The sequence below is a fragment of the Acidovorax sp. KKS102 genome (genome assembly GCF_000302535.1).
Taxonomy (GTDB): domain Bacteria; phylum Pseudomonadota; class Gammaproteobacteria; order Burkholderiales; family Burkholderiaceae_C; genus Acidovorax.
This window is the reverse complement of record NC_018708.1, coordinates 4,256,012-4,277,698: the sequence shown is the minus strand read 5'-3', so window position 1 is coordinate 4,277,698 and position 21,687 is coordinate 4,256,012. Positions and strand designations below refer to the sequence as shown.

Genomic DNA, 21,687 nt, shown 5'->3' with positions numbered 1-21,687 from the left:
AGGCTGCACCATGTCCGTCGTCAATCAATTTGGAAAACTGTTCAACCGGAAACCCGTCACGCCTGATACTGGCGGCGCCGCCGGCGTGACCGATGATGGGCGGGACCTTATGGCCACAGGGGCGCTGGATGGCCCGCAACTGAGTGACTCCTACCAGGCCGAAGCGATGAACAGTGTCCAGGGCGATCCTGATGGCTACACATCCGAGCTCACAGCTCATGAAGCCAAAGAAGACCTCATCAGCCTGCCTCTGCTAGGCCGCTCGACCGCCGCAGGCCACCAGCGCCGGCTGCTGGCCTTGCTGGCCGTGGGGGTGGTGGTGCTGGCACTGATCGCCGGTTGGGTGCTGCAGCTGGCCGACCGTTCCGCGCAGCAGCTGGCGGCTACCGGCCAGTCGCTGATGCAGTCGCAACGTCTCGCCAAGTCGGTGTCGCAGGCGCTAGTGGGTAGTCCACAGGCCTTCCCGGACGTGGTGGAAAGCTCGGGCGTGTTGGCCCGCAACGTGCGCGCCCTGAATTCGGGTGACAACGAGCTGGGTGTGCAGTCGCTGGGCGAACCTTTCAAACCCGATCTGGACGCCGTCAACCCCCTGATGGAGCGCGCTGAGCGCAACGCCAGCGTGGTGATGGGCCAGCAAAAGATCCTGACGCAGGTGGGTGACGCTCTGCGCACCATCAACCGCCAGTCGTCCGACCTGCTGGAAATCGCTGAAACGGTGTCGTCGCTCAAGCTGCAACAAAACGCTCCTGCAGCCGAAATCTCCGCCGCAGGCCAGCTGGTGATGTTGACCCAGCGTATTGGTAAGTCTGCTAACGAGTTCCAGACCATGGAAGGCGTGAGCCCCGAGGCCGTGTTTCTGCTGGGCAAGGACTTGAACTCCTTCAAGGAAATTGCGCAAGGCCTGCTGGAAGGCAGCCCTGAATTGCGCCTGTCGGCCACCAAGGACGCGCAGACCCGCGAGCAGTTGGAAGCGCTGATCAAGCTGTACGAACAGACCCGCACCCAGGCCAGCGCCATTCTGGGCAACCTGCAAGGACTGGTGTCTGCCCGCGAAGCGCAGTCCGCCATCGTTGCTGACAGCGAACCCCTGCGCCGCCAGCTCGAAGGCCTGCAGAGCAAGCTGTCCGCCCAGACTGGTCTGGGCGCAGGCCAGTTCGCCGCTCTGGCGCTGGCAGGCTTGTTCGTGCTGCTGTGCGGTATCGGTATTTCGCGCGTTCAGCTGCTGGACAGCCGTGGCCGTCAGGCAGCTGCTGAAAACCAGCAACGCGACGCTAAGCGCCAGGAGCAGGAAGCCAAGCGCGTGAACGACGCCAACCAGGCCGCCATTTTGCGTTTGATGAACGAACTGCAGTCGGTTGCTGAAGGTGACTTGACGCAAGAAGCCACGGTGACGGAAGACATCACCGGCGCTATTGCTGACTCGGTGAACTACACGGTGGAAGAGTTGCGCCAGCTGGTGGGCAGCGTGCAGAACACCGCGACCCGCGTGGCGCAGACGACCGCCCAGGTGGACAACACCTCGACCGAACTGCTGGCGGCATCGACCGAGCAGCTGCGCGAAATTCGCGAAACCGGCCGCTCCGTTCTGGACATGGCGACCCGAATCAACGAGGTGTCCACACAGGCGCAAGAGTCCGCTACGGTGGCCCGTCAGTCGCTGCAAGCTGCGGACTCGGGTCTGCAGGCCGTGCAGAACGCCATCGGCGGTATGAACTCCATCCGCGACCAGATCCAGGACACTTCCAAGCGGATCAAGCGCCTGGGCGAATCGTCGCAGGAGATCGGTGAAATCACCGAGCTGATTTCTGACATTACCGAGCAGACGAACGTGCTGGCTCTGAACGCCGCCATTCAGGCCGCGTCTGCCGGTGAAGCCGGTCGCGGCTTCTCGGTGGTGGCGGAAGAAGTGCAGCGCCTTGCTGAACGCTCCGCAGACGCTACGCGCCAGATCTCGGCGCTGGTGAAGGCCATTCAGACCGACACCCAGGACGCCGTGGCCGCTATGGAGCGCTCCACGCAGGGTGTGGTGGAAGGGGCCCGGCTGTCCGACAGCGCCGGTACCGCACTGACCGAAATCGACCGCGTGTCGCGCCGTCTGGCTGAACTGATTGAGCAGATTTCGTCTTCGACTTCCCGGGAAGCTGTTCTGGCCAACGAAGTGGCCGACAACATCCAGCACATTTTTGCGGTGACCGAACAGACGGGTGAAGGTACCCGCACGACTGCGCAGCAGGTGCGCGAGCTTTCGCACATGGCCGAAGAACTGCGCCAATCGGTGGCACGGTTCAAGATCGCCTGACGCAGCAGTTAGTCATCAACCAGCTGGCTCATTGCAGCCGGGGACGAATCCATGTCATCTATTGATGTCAACAATGCACCGGCCGCCGACGGGACCCAGGGAGATCAGGACCTGGGTCCTTTGGCTTGGGTGCTTGACGAGCTGCGCAAATCGCTGGACGGTGCCGTCAAGGCGATGCGTCGCTTTGTGCGTGATGCCGAGGTAGCACGCGAGTCCGATCTGGCGGCGCTGGACGCTGGCCCCTTGCGCATTGCACGCCAGCAGTTGCACCAGGCCTGCGGCGCGCTGGAAATGGTGGGCATGGGCCCGCCCGCACTGGTGCTGCGGTCCATGGAATCGGCGGTGCAGAAGTTTGTGCAGCGCCCCGAGACCTGCAGCGATGACGCTGCCGCCGTCATCGAGCGTGCCAGTTTTGCACTGATCGAATACCTGGAAACCGTGCTGGCTGGCAAAGCCGTGTCGCCGGTGGCGCTGTTTCCGCAATACCGCGATGCCCAGGCCCTGGCGGGCGCTGATCGTGTTCACCCCGCAGACCTGTGGCCGGTGGAACGCCGTTTCCGCGAACCTGAAGGCGCGGTGTCGCTGCCTCCGTTGCCTTATGGTCCCGAGGCGCGTGCGCGGCTGGATGCTGCAGTGCTGCGCATCGTCAAGTCGGGTGATCTGAAGGCCGCCCTCAGCTTGCGCGACACCTGCCTGGGTTTTGTGGCTGCCCAGACGGATCGGCAAGCGCGCGCGTTCTGGAAAATCTGCGCGGGCTTCTTCGACGCCTTTGGCTCGGGGCTCCTGCCGCCGGATGTGTACGTGAAGCGCGTGGCGTCCCGTGTGCTCATGCAGTACGCCACCCTGGCCAAGGGCGATCCAACGATTGCCGACCGGCTGGTGCAGGATCTGCTGTTCTTCTGCTCGCAGGCGCGGGTGGCAGATCTCCCGGATGACGCTGCGCCCTCGCTGAGGGCGGTTCGCCAGGCTTTTGCGTTGGACCGGTTCAAGCCGGTGGACTACGAGACCGCCCGCTTTGGCCGTTTTGACCCGGCGGTGCTGGCCCAGGCGCGCAAGCGCATTGCCTCCGCCACGGAAACCTGGTCCGCCCTGGCGGGCGGTGACCGAAACAAACTCAAGCCAGCCGCAGACCAGTTCAGTCTGGTGTGCGACTCGCTGCGCAAGCTCCACCCCGGCAGTGAGAACCTGGCGCAGGCGCTGACGCGTGCCCTTGATTCCACCACCCGATCGGGTGAGCCTCCATCGCCCGCGTTGGCCATGGAAGTGGCTACCTCGGTGCTGTACTTGCAAGCGGCCTTTGAAGAGCTGGACACCGCGGACGAACAGATGGAAGCCCGCGCCAGCCGTCTCGCAGAGCGTCTGGACGCGGTCACGGCAGGTGCCGAACCTGAACCGCTCGAGCAATGGATGGAAGAGCTGTACCGCCGGGTCAGCGACAACCAGACCATGGGCAGCGTGGTCGATGAACTCCGCGTGACCCTGGGCGAGGCCGAGAAGGCCATGGACCAGTTTTTCCGAAACCCTAAGGACACCGCTGTGCTGGCGACCGTGCCAGGGCATCTCGCGCAAATGCGTGGCGTGCTGTCGGTGCTGGGGCTGGACCAAGCGTCGCTGGCCGTGGTTCGCATGCGCGACACGGTGGAGCGTCTGCTGATCAACGAGGTGCCCGAAGAAGAACGCCAGGGAGCTTTTGAAAAGCTGGGCAACAGCCTGGGAGCCTTGGGCTTCCTGATCGACATGCTGAGCTACCAGCGCACCATGGCGCGCAAGCTTTTCGTCTACGACGAAGATCTGGGCGAGCTGCGCATCCTCATGGGCAAGACCCGTGCGCGCGCCTCCGATGCGGTGGAAGAGGCTCCAGCCAAGCTGGAAGAGCGTTCAGCCACCGTGGTGCCCGACGTGATTCCACGGTTCCCTGTGCAGGAGCCTGCCAGCGAGCCCACGGACTTTGCGCCGTTCCCTGATTTTGATTCGGCCCCTGCGGCCGATGCTGGCGTGGCGGCTGAGCCCGCCGGCCTGGCCCCGGACATTTCTTTTGACGTTCCGGCCCCTGCCGTGGTGGCCCCTGCGCCAGCCGAGGCGGCGTCCCCGGTGCCCGCCGCTGCGCCCGCCGCAGTGCCCGATGTGGAAGACGAACTGCTCGACGTGTTCCTCGAAGAGGCGCGCGAAGTGGTGGTGAACGGCCTGGCTGCCATCGAGCAGCTGCGGGGCGAGCCCGGTGACCTGAGCGAGCAGACCACACTGCGTCGTGCGTTCCATACGCTCAAGGGCAGTTCGCGCATGGTGGGGCTGAACGACTTTGGCGAAGCCGCCTGGTCGATGGAGCAGGTGCTCAACGTCTGGCTCGCCGAACAAAAGCCCATGCAGCCGAGCCTGCTGCAGCTGTCGACCGACGCCCTGCATGCCTTCAGCAGCTGGGCCGATGACATCGCTGCAGGCCGGGCGACGGGCTGGGACCCCGAGTCTTTCCGCCGATCCGCCGACGCCATGCGTCTGGACGGCACACTGGTGCCGCTGGCCATGGCCTCGGGTGGCGCTGCCGTCCTGGAGCCCGTCCTGGACTCGGCAGTGGCAGACGTCGCAGAGGAGCCCGCACCGGAGCCGACCATGGCTGCGACGGCCCTCCCCACCGAGGCGCTCGAAGACGAACTGATGGTGCCGGACTTCCAGGCCACCGAAATATCGGACCATGTGCCCGAACAGCCTGCCGAAGTCGCCAGCGCTGCGCCAGAGGTGGCCGAGGAGATTGACTTCTCCGTGTTCACCGCAGCACTCAACGAGCCCGCTCCCGAGCCCGCGCCGGCGGTGGATCCGTCCAGCGCAGACTTCGTGCTCGATCTGGAGCTGCCCGATCTGGAACCTGTGTCGGCCGAGATGCCAGCGCCAGCAATGGCTCACGCAGAGCCCGTCGACGCGCCGCTGGAAGTCCCCGCAGACGCTCTGGGCGACGAATTCTTGCTACCGGAAGACCTGGTGCTCGACGCGCCCGAACCGGAAACCGGGGTGGTCACGGAGGCCAGCGTTCCTTCGGACGGGTTGGAAGCGCTGGATGTGGCCGAGCTGGAGAAGCTGCTGGAGGCCGAGTCGGCCGAGGCTGCTGCACTGCAGGCACCTGCCCCCGAGGACGTTGCCGAGGCAAGTCCCGAAGCCTTGCCAGACGACCTCGCTGAAGCAGGGTCCGCGCAAGACGTGGCGAATCTGCTCGATGTCCTGCCGCAGGAAGAAGGCGGCAGCGACGATGCCGTCAAGGTCATCGACACGCTGCGCATTGGCATCCCGCTGTACAACGTGTACCTGAATGAGGCCGATGAATGGTCTCGTCGCCTGGTGACCTGCTTGCAGGAATGGGCGCTGGAGCTGCACGAGCCGCTGCCTGACACGGCCGTGGCCTTGTCGCACTCGCTGGCCGGCAGTTCGGCCACGGTAGGCTTCACCGCGTTGTCCGAAATGGCACGCGTGCTGGAGCACACGCTGCAGCATGTGCAGTTGCAGTCGGGGGGCACCGAGGAACAGGCGTCCGCCTTCATGGCAGCGGCGGAAGACATCCGTCGCCTGCTGCACCAGTTTGCTGCCGGGTTCCTCAAAGAGCCCAGCCCGCAAGCGCTGGCCCAGCTGCGCCAGATTCTGGAAACCGAGGTGGTCAGCACCCAGTCTCCGCCCGAAGAGGATGCGCAGGCCTACCTCGACGCAGCAGAGCAGGAAGCCTCCGAAGCTGCCGCTGCCGGATTGGCACCAGAGCCGGTGGTGCAGGCGCCCGTCGCGGATGCCGCGCCAGAGCCAGCTGCACCAGCCGTACCCGAGCCCGTGTCCACACCTGCCGTGGGCCATGTGGCCCCCGCGCTGTCTGCGGTCATCCACGACCACGATCAGCTCATTGACGATGCCATTGCGCACGCCATTGCCTCGATCCCGGACGCGGACGACGACATCGATGCGATCGACGTCATCGACCCCGACCTGTTCCCCATCTTCGAGGAAGAGGCGGCCGAGTTGCTGCCGCAGCTGGGTGGTGCGCTGCGCCAGTGGGCCTCACGCCCCGATAACCTCAGCGCTCGCAGCGAAGTGTTGCGGGCCCTGCACACGCTCAAGGGCAGTTCGCGACTGGCCGGTGCGATGCGCCTGGGCGAAATGGCCCACCGGCTGGAATCTGCGATCGAGCAACTGGACGCGGAAACCGTCACGGCCGACCAGATCGAGCCGCTGCAAGGCAGTTTCGACGGCCTGCAAGCCAACTTCGAGGCGCTGCGCGCCATTGGCCAGGCTCCCTCGGACGGTGTGGTGGCCCTGCCGGTGGAAGCCGTGCCCGCCGCCCGCGCCAGCGTGGCGGATGTGGAGGCCTCCGTCCCGTCGGCGGCCGTACCGTCTGCCAAGCCGGTGGCGATGACGGCTCCGGCCGTGCGCCTGCCCGGACCCTCGCAGCTGGCGCCCCTGCGGGTGGCTGCCAACCAGTCGGTGCGCGTGCGTGCACAGCTGCTGGACCGCTTGGTCAACCAGGCGGGCGAGGTGATGATCAGCCGTTCGCGCCTCGACGCGCGCCTGGGCCAGTTCCGCAGCTCGCTCACCGATCTGTCGGGCAACCTGGACCGTTTGCGCCAGCAATTGCGCGATATCGAGGTGCAGGCCGAGTCGCAGATGCAGTCGCGCCTGGCGCTGTCCAAGGACTCTGCGGCAGGCTTCGATCCGCTGGAGTTCGACCGCTTCACACGGGTGCAAGAGTTGACCCGCATGATGGCCGAGTCGGTCAATGACGTGGCCACGGTGCAGCGCAATCTGCAACGCGCCATGGAAGGCGCTGAAGATGACTTGATTGCCCAAGGCCGCCAGGCGCGTGAGCTGCAGCGGGATCTGCTGCGCACACGTATGGTGGAGTTCGAGGGGATTGCCGAGCGCTTGTACGCGGTGGTGCGCCAGGCCTCGAAGGAAACCGGCAAGCAGATCAAGCTGGACATCACCGGCGGCTCCATCGAAATGGACCGTGGCGTGCTGGACCGCATGACGCCCGCCTTCGAACATTTGTTGCGCAATTGCGTGGCCCACGGCATTGAAGAGCCTGAAGTGCGCACGGCGGCCGGCAAGCCAGCGTCGGGCACCATCACGGTGGATCTGCACCACGAAGGCAATGACGTATCGGTCGAGTTCCGCGATGACGGAGCGGGTCTGAACCTGCCGCGCATTCGCGAAAAGGCCGTGTCTCAGGGCATCGTGGAGCCCGGCGTGGAGATGAGCGATGCGGATGCGGCCAACCTGATCTTCATGCCAGGCTTCTCGACGGCCTCCGAAGTGACTGGTCTGGCAGGGCGGGGCATCGGCATGGACGTGGTGCGTGCTGAGATCAATGCGCTGGGCGGCCGCATCGAAACCTCCACCGAGGCGGGCAAGGGTGCGGCATTCCGCATGGTGCTGCCGTTGACCACCGCAGTGACGCAGGTGGTGATGCTGCGCTCGGGTGATTTGGCGATCGGCGTTCCGGCCAACGTGGTCGAGATCGTCCGCCGCACCTCGGCCCCTGACTTGGCAGAGGCTTACCGTACCGGCGTGTTTGACGACGGCATGGAGAAAATTCCGTTCTTCTGGTCGGGAGCCCTGCTGCAGTCGTCCAGCCGCAGCACCGAGCCGGCGGGCAAGACCCGCCCGGTGGTGATCTTCCGAAGCGCTGCCCAGCGTGTTGCGATGCACGTGGACGAAGTGCTGGGCAACCAGGAAGTGGTGGTGAAGAACCTGGGGCCGCAGTTGTCCCGTCTGCCGGGTCTGGCGGGCATGTCCGTGCTGGCATCGGGTGCAGTGGTGCTGATCTACAACCCGGTGGCCTTGGCCACGGTGTATGGCGACCAGGTGCGTGCGGCCAGTGCCGACATGGCACCAGCGCCCGACGCCCCCGCCGCAGGCGGCACGGGTAAGGCCGTCGTGTCTCAGCAGTTGTCGGGACCGAGTCAGGTGCCGCTGGTGCTGGTGGTGGATGATTCCATCACCGTGCGCCGCGTGACGCAGCGTCTGCTGCAGCGCGAAGGCTACCGTGTGGCCCTGGCGGCCGATGGTCTGCAGGCGCTGGAGCGCTTGCAGGAAGAGCGCCCGACGGTGGTTCTGTCCGATATCGAAATGCCGCGCATGGACGGCTTCGATCTGGCGCGCAACATCCGTGCAGACGGTGCCTTGCGTGATCTGCCCATCATCATGATCACCTCGCGCATTGCTGAAAAGCACCGCGAGCATGCGATGGAGCTGGGCGTGAACCATTACTTGGGCAAGCCGTATTCGGACGAAGAGCTGCTGAGCCTGATTCAGCACTACGCCCGCATCGCCGCAGCGGCCGAGGCCTGACACCATGCCGGCCCACTCCCGACCCTGCGAGTCAGCCTGGGTCGGGGGTGCTCATTCGTCACCATCGCTTGTGTCCCGTGCATGGATACGGCGGACCGCGTCTCCGTGATGGACCCGCTGGCACCATCCCCATCCCCCGATCCCCGGCTGCTGGCTTGCCTGGCCCTGGTGGCGCGCGAGCGCGCTTCGGACCTCTTTCTGATGGCCGGTGCTGCGCCCACCATCAAGCGGCAGGGCGCCTTCATCCCCATTGCGCAGCAAGTGCTCTCAGCCGACGATGTGCGGCAAATGGCCTATTCCATCCTGCGGGAGGCCCAGCGCAAGGAGTTTGAGGCCACGATGGAATGTGACCTGTCGCTGCAGACCGCCGATGGCGAGCGCTTTCGGGTGAATGTGCACATGCAGCGGGGGCAGGCCGGCATGGTGATTCGCCATGTGATTGCGCGGATTCCCACGCTGGAAGAACTGGGGTTGCCGCCCGTGCTCCAGCGGCTGGCGTTTCTCAAAGGGGGATTGGTGTTGACGGTGGGCTCGGCAGGCTCAGGCAAGACCACCACGCTGGCGGCACTGCTGGACCATCGCAATACGCACACCGGCGGGCACATCCTTACGGTGGAAGACCCCATCGAATACCTGCACAGCCACAAAAAATCCCTGGTGACGCAACGCGAGGTAGGGCTCGATACCCTGTCGTATGACGAAGCGCTGCGCCGCGCCATGCGTGAGGCGCCTAACGTGATCATGATTGGCGAGATCCGCGACCGGGCCACCATGCAGCACGCGCTGCACTACGCCGAATCCGGCCACCTGTGTGTGTCCACCCTGCACGCCAACAACGCCAACCAAGCCGTGCAGCGCATCGTCAACTTCTTCCCCGAGGATGCGCACCGCCAACTGCTCATGGACCTGTCGCTCAACCTGCGCGCCGTGATTGCGCAGCGGCTGGTCCAGGGGCTTGCGGGCCATCTGGTACCCGCTACTGAGATCATGCTGCTGACGCCCTATGTGGCCGAGCTGATCCAGAAGGGGCAGATCGACGAACTCAAGACCGCCATCACCCGCAGCGGCGAGCAGGGCATGTGGAGCTTTGACCAGTCGCTGCTGGGCATGGTGGAGGCGGGCGCGATATCGCCCGAAGAAGCCATCGCCAACGCGGACAACCGCACCGATGTCCGCTTGCGGCTGCGGCTGGCCGCGGGGGCCTCGCTGGGCGGCGAGGGCATGCAGATGGCGCCGGAGGAACCCCCGCCGGACGAACCACCGCCCACGACACATCGCTGACCCACCGTGTGCCCTGCTCAACAGGGCGGGTGTTACCCCCCGGCCGTCTTGACGACGGCGTAGCGCTCCAGCGTGCGCTGCCGCGCTGCGTCATGCTCCACCACGGGCAGGGGGTAGGTGTCACCCAAGCGTACCCCCGCCTCCTGCAACTCCAGCGGCCGCGCCAGCCACGGGGCGTGCAGCGCCTTGGTGGGAAGCGCTGCGAGCAGGGGCAGGTAGCGGCGGATGAACTTGCCCTCCGGGTCGAACTTCTCGCTCTGGCTCACCGGGTTGAAGATGCGGAAATAGGGCTGGGCGTCGCACCCGCTGGAGCTGGCCCACTGCCAGCCGCCGTTGTTGGCGGCCAGGTCGAAGTCATTGAGGTGCGTGGCAAAGTAGGCCTCGCCGCGCCGCCAGTCGATGCCCAGGTCTTTCACCAGAAAGCTGGCCACTACCATGCGTAGGCGGTTGTGCATGTAGCCCGTCTGGTTTATCTGCGCCATGGCGGCGTCCACCAGCGGGTAGCCGGTGCGGCCCTCGCACCAAGCGGCAAACAGGGCATCGGCTTCAGGGCCGGTCTCCCAGGCGATGGCGTCGTAGGCAGGCTTGAAGCTCTGGCCCACCACATGCGGGTGGTGGTGCAGGATCTGGAAGTAGAAGTCCCGCCAGATCAGCTCACTGAGCCAGGTCGTGGCGCCCGGGTTGCCCTCCAGCATCAGGCGGTGCGCCGTGCGCGCGAGCAAGCGCGGCGAGATGGTGCCAAACCGCAGGTGCACGCTCAGGTAGCTGGGCCCTTTCACTGCCGGAAAGTTGCGCGTGTCCTCATACCGCTCGATGCGGCCCAGAAAATCGTCGAACAGCTGCTGTGCGCCCCGGGCTCCCGTGGGCAGGCGCAGCTGGGACAGGTCCGTGGGCTCAAACCCGAGGTCCTGCAAGGTGGGCACGGGCTGGCAATGGGCCTCAGGGCGGGCTGCCAGATGGTGGGCGTGGCGCTCCACCGGATAGCTCTTGAGCTGGAACGCGTCGATCTTCTTGAGCCACGCATTCTTGTACGGCGTGAACACGCTGTACGGGTTGCCCGTCTGCGTCAGCACCTCGCTGCGCTCCAGCAGCGTATGGTCCTTGAACGTGTGAAAGGCCTTGCCGGCGGCCGCCAGGCGCGTGCGTACCAGGCGGTCGCGGTCCAGCGCCTGGGGTTCATCGTCGTGGTTGGCAAAGACGGCCTGCACGTCCAGGGCGCTGACCAGTGCCGGAATGGCATCGCTGGCCACGGCGTGCCACACGATGAGGCCGCCCCTTTCCTGCCCCGAAAGCTCGCGCAGCGTGTCGTCCAGCTCCACCAGCGACTCGCGGATGAACTCCACCCGCCGGTCGGCGCGGGGCAGGGCGTCGAGGATGTGCTTGTCAAAGACGAAGGCGCAGAACACCTGCTCGCAGCGCGTCAGCGCGTGGTACAGGGCGGCCTGGTCGTGGGCGCGCAGGTCGCGGCGGAACCAGACCAGGCCGCGGGGGTAGCGGGGCTCGGGGGAGGAGGGCATGTTCACCGTTAAAATTGCGGGATGTCTTTCGATTCTGCGCCCATCAACCTGACGCATCATTTCCTGATCGCGATGCCCGGCCTGGAAGATGAGTCTTTTGCGCGCAGCGTCGTCTATCTGTGCGAGCACAGCGAGCGCGGTGCGCTCGGCCTCATCATCAACAAGCCCACCGATATCACCCTCAAGGGCCTGTTCGACAAGGTGGACCTGTCCCTGCGCCGCGAGGACCTCACCAAAGAGCCCGTTTTCCAAGGCGGCCCGGTGCAGACCGAGCGCGGTTTTGTACTGCACGAACCCATGCTCATGGACAAGGGGGAAACCGACGAGTCGGCCTATGCCTCCACCATGACCATCCCCGGTGGCCTGGAGATGACCACCTCCAAGGACGTGCTCGAAGCCCTGTCCACGGGCGCCGGCCCCCGCCGCGTGCTCATCACGCTGGGGTACTCGTCCTGGGGCGAGGGCCAGCTCGAATCTGAGTTGGCCGAGAACGCCTGGCTCACCGTGGCGGCCGATCTGTCGGTGATCTTCGACACCCCAGTGCCCGAGCGTTACGACCGGGCCCTGTCGCTCCTGGGCCTGCAGGCCTGGATGCTGTCGCCCGAGGCGGGGCACGCATGACTGGTGCGCCCGCTCAGTCCATTCAGCCGCCAGCCGTTCCTGCGCATTTCCAGACTTTTCTTGCTTTTGATTTCGGGCTCAAGCGCACGGGCGTGGCCTCGGGCAACCGCATGCTCAAGAGCGCCACGCCCCAGCGCACCATCCAGGCCGAGGGCGACGCCCGTTTTGCCCAGGTGGCCGAGCGCATCAAGGAATGGCAGCCTGACGCTTTGGTGATCGGCGTGCCTTACCACCCGGACGGCGCAGCCCACGAAAACACGGCACGTGCGCTCAAGTTCGGGCGCCAGTTGCGTGGCCGCTTTGGTCTGCAGGTGTTTGAGGTGGACGAGCGCTACAGCACCACCGAAGCCATCGCCGGTGGCGCCAAGGATGCCGACGCGGCCTCGGCCTGCATCATCCTGGAACAGTTTTTGAGGAATCTCCCATGACCACCCCATCCCCCGGAATGTCCGGCAGCCTGGTGCTAGACGCCGAGGCGCTGTACCGCGAGCTGCTGCGCGGCGTGCGCAGCATGCTCACCCCCACCACGCGCCTGGCGGGCATTGCCTCGGGCGGTGCCTGGCTGGCCGAGCGCTTGCAAAAAGACCTGGGCCTGGAAGGGCCCGCCGGTGTGCTCTCTTCGGTGATGCACCGCGACGACTTCGCCCAGCGCGGCCTGTCGGCCAGCGCACAGACCGCGCTGCCGTTTGATGTGAACGGAGCCGACGTGCTGGTGCTCGACGACGTGCTCTACACCGGCCGCACCATCCGCGCCGTGCTCAACGAGCTGTTCGACTACGGCCGCCCCGCCAGCGTACGCCTGGCCGTGTTGGTGGACCGGGGTGGGCGCGAGCTGCCCGTGCAGGCCGACTTTGCCGCCGCGCGCGTGGCGCTGCCCGCCGCCCAGTCGCTGGCCCTGGCGCGGGGCGACAGCGGCACCTTCCAATTCCAAGTCCAGGACAAAGACTAAAGAGGCCCGACCGTGCTGCACAAGCGCAACCCCCAACTCAACAAGAACGGCGAGCTGATCCACCTGCTGTCCATCGAGGGCCTGCCGCGCGACATCGTCACGCACATCCTCGACACGGCCGCCAACTTCGTGAGCGTGAACGACCGCGAAGTGAAGAAGGTACCTCTGCTGCGCGGCAAGAGCGTGTTCAACCTGTTCTTCGAGAACAGCACGCGCACCCGCACCACCTTCGAGATCGCGGCCAAGCGCCTGTCGGCGGACGTGATCAACCTGGACATCGCGCGCAGCTCGGCCAGCAAGGGCGAATCGCTGCTCGACACCATCGCCAACCTGAGCGCGATGGCCGCCGACCTGTTCGTGGTGCGGCACAGCGAGTCGGGTGCGCCGTACCTCATCGCCCAGCACGTGGCCCCCCATGTGCACGTGATCAACGCGGGCGACGGCCGCCATGCCCATCCCACGCAGGGGTTGCTGGACATGTACACCATCCGCCACTACAAGAAGGACTTCAGCAACCTCACCGTGGCCATCGTGGGTGACGTGCTGCACTCGCGCGTGGCGCGCTCCGACATCCACGGCCTGACCACCTTGGGCTGTGCCGAAGTGCGCGTGGTGGGCCCGCGCACGCTTGTGCCATCTGACATGGCGCAGATGGGCGTGCGCGTGTGCCACACGCTCGAAGAAGGCATCAAGGACGCCGACGTGGTCATCATGCTGCGCCTGCAGAACGAGCGCATGAGCGGAGCGCTGCTGCCGTCCAGCCAGGAATACTTCAAGAGCTTCGGCCTCACGCAGGAGAAGCTGCAACTGGCCAAGCCCGACGCCATCGTCATGCACCCCGGCCCCATCAACCGTGGCGTGGAGATCGACTCCGCCGTGGTCGATGGCAAGCAGAGCGTGATCCTGCCGCAGGTGACCTTCGGCATCGCAGTGCGCATGGCGGTCATGTCCATCGTCGCGGGGAATGAAGCGTGACCCATCGGGTAATCGCTCCTGTTTTAATAGCTGCTAGCGCATATATCACCGGCGCTATCGGCCTATTTGGCTTGAAATCATGAAGATACTGATCCAGAACGGCCGTGTGATCGACCCCGCCTCGGGCCTTGACCAGACCTGCGACATCGCGCTGGCGGCAGGCCGCATCGTGGGGGTCAACCGCGTGCCGCCCGACTTTGCGCCCAACCGCACCATCAACGCTGCCGGCTGCATCGTGCTGCCCGGCCTGGTGGACCTGGCGGCGCGGCTGCGCGAGCCGGGCCACGAGCACGAAGGCATGCTCGAATCCGAGATGGCCGCAGCCGTGGCCGGCGGCGTGACCAGCCTGGTCTGCCCGCCCGACACCGACCCCGTGCTCGACGAGCCCGGCCTGGTGGAGATGCTCAAGTTCCGCGCCGAGAAACTGCACCAGTCGCGCCTGTTTCCGCTGGGCGCTTTGACCCGCGGTTTGGCCGGCGAGGTGCTGACCGAGATGGCCGAGCTGACCGAGTCCGGCTGCGTGGGCTTTGGCCAGGCCGAGGTGCCGCTGGCCAGCACCCAGGTGCTGCAGCGCGCGCTGCAATACGCCGCCACCTTTGGCTACACGGTGTGGTTGCGCCCGCAGGAGATGCATCTGGGCAAGGGTGTGGCCGCCAGCGGTGCGCTGGCCACGCGGCTGGGCCTGTCGGGCGTGCCCGTGGCGGCCGAGACCATTGCGCTGCACACCATTTTTGAACTGCTCAAGACCACCGGCGCGCGCGTGCACCTGTGCCGCCTCAGCAGCGCTGCGGGTGTGGATCTGGTGCGCCGCGCCAAGGCCGATGGCCTGAAAGTCACGGCCGACGTCAGCATGAACTCGCTGCACCTCACCGAGAACGACATCGGCTTCTTTGACAGCCGCGCGCGCCTGACGCCGCCGTTGCGCCAGCAGCGCGACCGCGACGCCCTGAGTGCAGCGCTGCTCGATGGCACCATCGATGCGCTGGTGTCCGACCACACCCCGGTCGATGAAGACGCCAAGACCCTGCCGTTTGCCGAGGCCGAACCCGGCGCCACGGGCCTGGAGCTGCTGCTGTCGCTGGCACTCAAGTGGTCGCAGGACAGCGGCGTGCCCTTGCAGCGCGCGCTGGCCGTGGTCACCGCCGAGCCCGCACGCGTGCTGGGCAACGCGCTGGGCACCTTGCAGGCCAGCGTGGGCCAGATCGTGGAAGGCGGCGTGGGTGACCTCTGCATCTTCGACCCGCAGGCCGCCTGGACGGTGCAGGACGACGCGCTCGCCAGCCAGGGCAAACACACGCCCTTCTCGGGCTACGAGCTGCCCGGCCGCGTGCGCATGACCCTGGTGGGCGGACAGGTCGCTTTCGACCGCAGCTGAGACGACTCAACGCGATAAGGCCCAGCCGTGAAGTTCCTGCGCGCCAGCTGGCGCCTCTTGCGGCTGCTGGGCCATATTGCCAAGGGCCTGTGGATCGTGGCGCTGCGGTTTCCGTCGCTGTCGCGGGACCAGCAACACGCCCGCGTGCAGGTGTGGTCGATGGAGCTGCTGGCCCATGCGGGCATCAGCCTGCGCATCCTGGGCCAGCCCCCGGTCACTGGCCCGGTGATGCTGGTGGCCAACCACATCTCGTGGCTCGACATCCCGGTGATGCACGCCGCGCGGCACTGCCGCTTTGTCTCCAAGTCCGACGTGCAGGGCTGGCCGCTGATCGGCACCCTGGCCACGGCTGCAGGCACGCTCTACATCGAGCGCAGCTCGCGCCGCGATGCGCTGCGCATGGTGCGCTCCATGCAAGAGGCGCTGGAGCGCGGCGAGGTGCTGGCCGTGTTCCCTGAAGGCACCACGGGCGACGGGCGCGAGATGCTGCCCTTCCACGCCAACCTGCTGCAGGCCGCCGTGGCCGCGCAGGCCCCGGTGCAGCCCGTGGGTCTGCGCTTTGCCGACAAGGCCACCGGCGCCACCAGCTTTGCGCCGAGCTACATCGGCGACGAAACCCTGGTGGGCTCGATCTGGCGCACGCTCAGCGCCCCGCCCATCGAAGCTGTGGTGCACTACGGCCCGCCGGAGCTGGCGGGCGAACGCGACCGGCGTACCTGGACGCAGCACCTGCACGACACGGTCAATAAACTCCGTCGCAGCTGATCGATTGAGTCCGCGGCGCATGACCTGCGTGTATGCATGATGCGAGGGCTAACTGAACGCAGTATTCATTGTCGGTAACCTCAATCGATAGTGCGGTGCATTGCCCCAGTGTCTGATAGCGCTACGCCTAATGTCGGCACTCGTGCTGTGTGTGAAAAAAATCACACTTTTGTAACCAATCGTCTTCAACTGTATAAAAATAATCTATCATGAGCATCTCTTGATAAAAAAGAGATCATCGAATTTTAAATATCCCAGTAAGTTGATCTTTGATTTTGATGGTATTTCAAAATCATTGATTAGTTTTAAGAAATTAATTTTCAAAATGTTCAAAAAATATTTATCCTTATTGATGATTTTGGTTGTGGTTTTTATTTCTGGATGTGGAAAAAGCCTTAGCGGAGTTTATGAGCAAGCCCCAGGTGACAAAGGAATGGTAGATGTAGGTCTTTCTATCGAATTCGTGTCTGGTGAAAAAGCCTACATGAGTGTGATGGGAGTAAAAACTGAGGTCAAATATTCTATTGATGGTAAAAATCTCAAAATAGAGAATGCTGGGGTAAATCAAATAATGACTATTCAGGATGATGGCTCAATTCTCTATCCGCTTCCAATGGTAGGTAATGTGGTTCTGAAGAAGAAATAAAATATTGCTGATTGGTGGGTGTTTTAGAATTCGATGCATAAAAATCAATTTGCTTAGATAAATTAATAACAAAATGATTTTTATAATATCAATCGGTTTGTATAATTTTTTACATCTCTACTAAAGGAGTAGTTAAAAATTATTGCAACTAATCTGCATCTTCGGTGCCTCCATGACTGAGACGCGAACGATTAATAACGCCCGGATATTCCATCCACAATCCGCTTTGGGCGCCACGGATGGCGCTGCGGTGAGTTTGCCTAGCATTCTGGGTAGTACTGTCATCCTGTATTCGCAAGTTGCGCCCACAGCCCTCAGCGCGGGCGTTCTCGCGGCTTTTCTTGGTGTGGCTTGGGTCACATTGTTGACGTCGCAAAGCAGTCGCCCGATTGCATATACGACGCGCTTTTTTGAGGCTGCAACGCTGGCCACGTTAGTGCTTCAGATGGCACATCGTCTGCCGCAGTTTGGTCTGCAAGACACTGAGGCGACACGCCTTGGTTTGTTATGTGGCATATCGGCATTGGCGGGTTTGGTTGTGGGGCTGCTATGGCTGTTGCGTGCGGAGCGGTTGGCGCGATTCATTCCGGCGCCTGTATATAGTGGTTTTGCCAGCAGCATTGCGGTGTCCATCGGCATTTCCCAATGGTCTAGTTTGAAAACGCAGCTCGATCAACCTCAGATGGCCTTGCCGGTTGCTGCTGCGGTTGCCACGGTGGTGGTTAGTGCATTGGTGGTCAAGCGGTTTCGTCCACAATGGCCTGCCTCGGCAGTGGGGCTGTCCGCGGGTATTGCTATTGGCTTGGCCACGGCTTTTTCCGACACTCCGCTGCCCCGATTGATGGAATTTCAGTCGTGGAGCGTTCCGGTGCAGCTCGCCGACTTCACCGGTTTGTGGGGGCCTTCAGAACACCGGTGGTATTGGTGGCTGGATCTGGTGAAAGGTGCAGCCATACTCGGCGCGCTGGTCTTTTTGAACAATGTCGTGACGGGTGAGCAATTAGCTCAGTTGGATGATCGGCGCTTCCTGACTAGCGTAGATAAGACGGTACAGGCCTTTGCGATAGCCAGTGCGGGTGCGCTGGGATCTCCTTCGGTTTCGGGTTCATTGTCGGTCTCGATGATGGCGGCACGCTCTAGGTCGCTGACTGCCATAGCAATGTGCGCCCTGGCGTTACTGTTGGGTGCAATCTGTGCCTCTGGCGCGCTTGTATTGATTCCAGTCGCTGCGCTTTCCGGTCTACTACTGGTGGAGGCATGGCAACTTTGGGACCGCGGCAGTGCCCGGCATGCGCTGCGATTGTTCCGCAACCGTACCGTTGATAGGCACCACAAGGAAGACCTTATGGTTATCGCCGGTGTAATGGCCGCATCTCTGTTGGTTAATATGGTGGCTGCCTTACTGGTGGGGCTACTGCTGGGTCTGGTTCTGCATGCCCATCGCAACACGCAAAAGCCGGTACGACGAACATTGTCTGGCCTTGAAATCCAGTCGAATTGTGCGCGGGCGCCTGCCGAGTTCGAATTCCTTGCACAGCACGGCAGTGAGATTCGGGTGTTGCAGTTGGATAGTCATCAGTTTTTTGCTTCAGCTGCCTTACTGCAGGATGCGGTACGTCAGGTGTTCGTTGAAGCCCGCTTTGTTGTCATGGACTGGGCGGCCGTGCGGCAGATTGACTCCAGTATCGCTCAGGGAATCAGTAGGCTACAGGCACAGGCTCAGCGATTAGGAATCGTGCTCATGCATGCAGGCACGCAGTGGAGGCACAGCAATGTGCATGCGCTGCTGTCCAATGATGTGCCCGAAACACGCATTGCTCCCGATCTGGATAGAGCGTTAGAGACGGTGGAAAACATGCTTTTGCAACGGCTCTTGCCACCGTTCCAAACGGAAGACCAGCAAGGCCATCTGCTTTGGCCTTCGCATCTGACGGACGATGAGAGCCATGTTTTGAGATGCGTGATGACCCTCCATACGTTCGAACCCGGGCATTGTTTTATCCGTGAAGGCGAGTCCAGTGATGCGCTATGGTTCATCACGCGCGGGCAAGCTAGTGTGCAGTTGACGACCGAGGACGGTGCGCACCTGCGCCTCTCTGGGGTGCGCGCCGGGACAGCGGTGGGGCAAATCGGATTTATCGATAAGCAAGTACGTTCAGCCTCCGTTGTGGCAGAAACTGGAGTCGAAGCGATGCGCTTAGGCCGTGCAGCGTTCCAAAAGCTCTCGCATGAGCATCCGGAATTGGTGCAGAAGCTGCTTTCCCAATTGAGTATTGACTTGGCGACGCACCTGAGGGCGGCGAATTTGCACGCTTTGGCGCAGGCGCATCACGTAATGGCTTAGTGCAATGCTGAACAAGCCGTCACGATTTGTCGTGCGGCACTGATCGGTGCTGTTTTTTTGGATTTTTTTCGACTTTGTCGCTCGATCGGGCTATTTGCTGGGCTTTGAGGTGCGATTTTCACCCACACGGATTCATTTTTCCCTGGGGACGCCTCTAGCACTGTCAGCGTTGGTAAGTGCCAAGGCAGTAGATGCACGCTTTGCGTTCTTATGCAGCCCCGATAGTGCACCTCGGTGAAATTCTCACAGCTGCTTGAACGCCGCAAAGACATATTGAAACTCGGGTACCTACCTGAGGTTTGCCGCAGTTCTTCGTTTGTTGAGTTTCATGAACCTCGTCTGCACGACACACGCGCTGTTTGGTGAAACCCACTTTGATCGGGAACATTTCCGGTTTTATGGTGCTGCTCTTTGCTATATGAAGTTTGTTACACTTTGTCTCAACGGTGACGCGGGCTGTGACTCACCATCTGCATCTTCATACGGTGCTCTCCCTCCCGATCTCTTGCGCGTATTGCCTTGAATATGCGTTGTCGGCTCACAATCCTTCAATGAGCACGTGTGTGCCAATGCTTGCCAAGCCCCTGCGTGGTTCCATGCAGCGGCACCAATAGTCCGGTAGTTGCCACCGTCAGCAGCAAGCACAGTAGATTCATCAGCAGATGGTGCTGGTGCCCTTGGACTTTCTTGCTGGCATCAAAGGCCAACTTTCCGCTTTGCCGGCGACCACGGTGGTAATAGGAGTTAGTCAAGGCTCCACTTGGCGGTAAGACGCGTTTTAATCACAGGCGCCACTGCTGGCGCAGACGCTCGTGCAGCGCTTCACACTTACCTTGCTGGGCACTGTGCACAAAGGCCTTTCGCACCTCAAGCCAAGATAGATAGATCTGAGTGGGCAGATTGCGCGAGATATAGATGGTGCGTGGCACCCAGCAATATGTTTCGAAAGCGCTGCGCAGGGAATAAGTTGCAGGCTTGGCTCGTTCGCCTTGTTTGCCTTGAACAAATCGTGGGGAAGCGCATATCCACTGTTTGTAGGTGCAGTCGCATGCCTGCGCAGCTGCTGGGCGAAGGAGCCGCAAGGCGCGGCATACGGTTGGGTGCTGGCGCGCGCCAGTTGTTGTTTAGGCAGCGTGCACTGCGAGCTAGTAGCTTTGGGCGCAGCACGCAGCGTGTAACCGTGCCGGGCGCGTTTCGACCCATTCTCTCAGCCCAACCAGGCACAAATTGCATTGGGGCCTGCGATTGCCGCGCACCACCTCGGGCAAGGTTGCATACTCGCCAAGAGGTAGTGCGGGTAATCGGACTGTCTTTGATTTCGTATTGTTCCTATGGGATCATCACGGCAGGGTGAGAATTTGTCTCTTCTACACCCTGTTGGGCTTGCAGCATGAAGCCAGTCCAAGTTTTAACCCGCTTCCCCCGACTGGAACATTACGCACAAGCAAAGAAAAACTGCTCAAATAAATTGCGCATCAACAACCCCCACTAAAGAGATGGCGGCGGAGGTGTCATCGGGGGTGATCGCTGCTGCAATTGCCATTCCCTTAGAGATAGAGTCTTGAGACGAGTTGTAATTGACTCCCCACTCGATAGATACTTTCTTGGCTACATCCAGTTTGTTGTCTAGCAGTGTTTGTACCCAGTGGAAGGGGTTATTTGGATCGCTGAATGTCGCGCCATGAGCGGCATCCAAGATTGACGATACCAACGCCCCCTTCGAGGCCCGCCCGCTCGACAGTTCGGCACGCCAGAAGCTCAAACCACCAGCATCAGCGCCTTCGGAGCGCCCCAGTACATTTCGGTAGACGATATTAATGAAGTCGTCGTCTGTCATGTCGGCTCTGTAGCCTGTAATGTCCGAGAAGTAGACGCCTGCGTTGTAAAAAGCTTCTGCAATTTGATTGATGGTTTGACCTGATTTGAACGTCTCAATCCAGAACTGCATGCCATCGCCATCCGGCATCCGGTTAAAGAAGGCCACGTAGAGTTCAGCGATACGGTTCAGGCCTGCTTGGGGAATCGAGCTGGCCACCCCGCGGACTGCCAGGTTGAGCGACAAGTCGGTAAATGCAACCCGTTCAACTCCATTCAATGTATCGATACCATCCCGTTGTAGCTGTGTGTCCGTAATCGAAGTCGAACCCGTGATGCGGTCAATCCGGATGCCGTACTGAGCAGCATTGCCGTAGTAAACGGCTGTGTCTAATCCGGAGCCTCCGTTGAGGATGTCGTTTCCGGCAAGTCCAACAAGAATGTCGTTGCCTTCCTGGCCATTGAGTTGGTTGTTGGCAGCATTTCCAAACAGGGTGTTGTCCAAAGCATTCCCTGTTCCTGCGAGGGCAGCGCCAGTCAATGCCAAATTTTCAACATAGGAACCAAACATACCTGGACCGTCAGTGTCGCCCAGGCTGTAGTTGATGGAACTCACCACCCAATCGATACCCCCATCGGGTGTTTCCACAATGTATTGGTTGTTATTGCTGACAACGTAAACGTCATCACCCAAGCCATAGTTCAGAATCTCCACGCCACTGTCGTCGTCAATGATGATGGCGGTGACGACGTTGTTGGCAATCGGCACGGCGGTGCCCGAT

13 protein-coding genes are annotated in these 21,687 nt (G+C 62.5%); 11 read left to right on the top strand and 2 right to left on the bottom strand.

Features of this window, described 5'->3' with window-relative positions:
• Window positions 1-10: 10 nt before the first annotated feature.
• The 3 genes from C380_RS19610 to C380_RS19600 all read left to right on the top strand — a co-directional run bounded on the left by C380_RS19610 (window position 11) and on the right by C380_RS19600 (window position 9,898).
• A complete protein-coding gene (locus C380_RS19610) occupies window positions 11-2,299 on the top strand; it encodes a methyl-accepting chemotaxis protein (RefSeq protein ID WP_015015587.1) in 2,289 nt (762 codons plus the stop codon).
• Window positions 2,300-2,350: 51 nt separating this feature from the next.
• Window positions 2,351-8,617 (top strand): Hpt domain-containing protein, encoded by a 6,267-nt coding sequence (locus C380_RS19605; protein ID WP_015015586.1) that lies wholly within the window; start codon window positions 2,351-2,353, stop codon window positions 8,615-8,617.
• 108 nt (window positions 8,618-8,725) lie between these two features.
• Window positions 8,726-9,898: a PilT/PilU family type 4a pilus ATPase gene (locus C380_RS19600; protein WP_015015585.1), complete on the top strand. Its 1,173-nt coding sequence runs from the start codon at window positions 8,726-8,728 to the stop codon at window positions 9,896-9,898.
• Between the two features lie 32 nt (window positions 9,899-9,930).
• Here the strand turns inward: C380_RS19600 and C380_RS19595 are convergent, their stop codons facing one another.
• A complete protein-coding gene (locus C380_RS19595) occupies window positions 9,931-11,415 on the bottom strand; it encodes a deoxyribodipyrimidine photo-lyase (protein WP_043565658.1) in 1,485 nt (494 codons plus the stop codon).
• 21 nt (window positions 11,416-11,436) lie between these two features.
• Here C380_RS19595 and C380_RS19590 point away from each other — a divergent pair, with 21 nt between their 5' ends.
• The 8 genes from C380_RS19590 (at window position 11,437) to C380_RS19560 (ending at window position 19,090) form a co-directional block, all read left to right on the top strand.
• Window positions 11,437-12,036 (top strand): YqgE/AlgH family protein, encoded by a 600-nt coding sequence (locus tag C380_RS19590; RefSeq protein ID WP_015015583.1) that lies wholly within the window; start codon window positions 11,437-11,439, stop codon window positions 12,034-12,036.
• Window positions 12,033-12,464 (top strand): Holliday junction resolvase RuvX, encoded by a 432-nt coding sequence (gene ruvX, locus C380_RS19585; RefSeq protein ID WP_015015582.1) that lies wholly within the window; start codon window positions 12,033-12,035, stop codon window positions 12,462-12,464. Before C380_RS19590 ends, ruvX begins: the two co-directional genes overlap by 4 nt.
• Window positions 12,461-12,985, top strand: a complete 525-nt coding sequence (pyrR, locus tag C380_RS19580; RefSeq protein ID WP_015015581.1) for a bifunctional pyr operon transcriptional regulator/uracil phosphoribosyltransferase PyrR — start codon at window positions 12,461-12,463, stop codon at window positions 12,983-12,985. The genes ruvX and pyrR overlap by 4 nt, the downstream gene beginning before the upstream one ends.
• A 12-nt stretch (window positions 12,986-12,997) precedes the next feature.
• Window positions 12,998-13,960 carry an aspartate carbamoyltransferase catalytic subunit gene (locus tag C380_RS19575; protein ID WP_015015580.1) on the top strand — a complete coding sequence of 321 codons (963 nt, stop codon included), beginning with the start codon at window positions 12,998-13,000 and terminating at the stop codon, window positions 13,958-13,960.
• 79 nt (window positions 13,961-14,039) lie between these two features.
• A complete protein-coding gene (locus C380_RS19570) occupies window positions 14,040-15,335 on the top strand; it encodes a dihydroorotase (protein ID WP_015015579.1) in 1,296 nt (431 codons plus the stop codon).
• A 27-nt stretch (window positions 15,336-15,362) separates the two neighbouring features.
• Window positions 15,363-16,100, top strand: a complete 738-nt coding sequence (locus C380_RS19565) for a 1-acyl-sn-glycerol-3-phosphate acyltransferase (RefSeq protein WP_015015578.1) — start codon at window positions 15,363-15,365, stop codon at window positions 16,098-16,100.
• 325 nt (window positions 16,101-16,425) lie between these two features.
• Window positions 16,426-16,746, top strand: a complete 321-nt coding sequence (locus C380_RS25160; RefSeq protein WP_148279999.1) for a hypothetical protein — start codon at window positions 16,426-16,428, stop codon at window positions 16,744-16,746.
• Between the two features lie 172 nt (window positions 16,747-16,918).
• Window positions 16,919-19,090 carry a cyclic nucleotide-binding domain-containing protein gene (locus C380_RS19560; RefSeq protein ID WP_043565656.1) on the top strand — a complete coding sequence of 724 codons (2,172 nt, stop codon included), beginning with the start codon at window positions 16,919-16,921 and terminating at the stop codon, window positions 19,088-19,090.
• A 1,459-nt stretch (window positions 19,091-20,549) separates the two neighbouring features.
• On the opposite strand, the gene C380_RS25360 is transcribed toward C380_RS19560, so the two are convergent.
• Window positions 20,550-21,674, bottom strand: coding sequence for a DUF4214 domain-containing protein (locus tag C380_RS25360; protein WP_015015576.1), 1,125 nt, complete (start codon window positions 21,672-21,674; stop codon window positions 20,550-20,552).
• Window positions 21,675-21,687 lie beyond the last annotated feature (13 nt).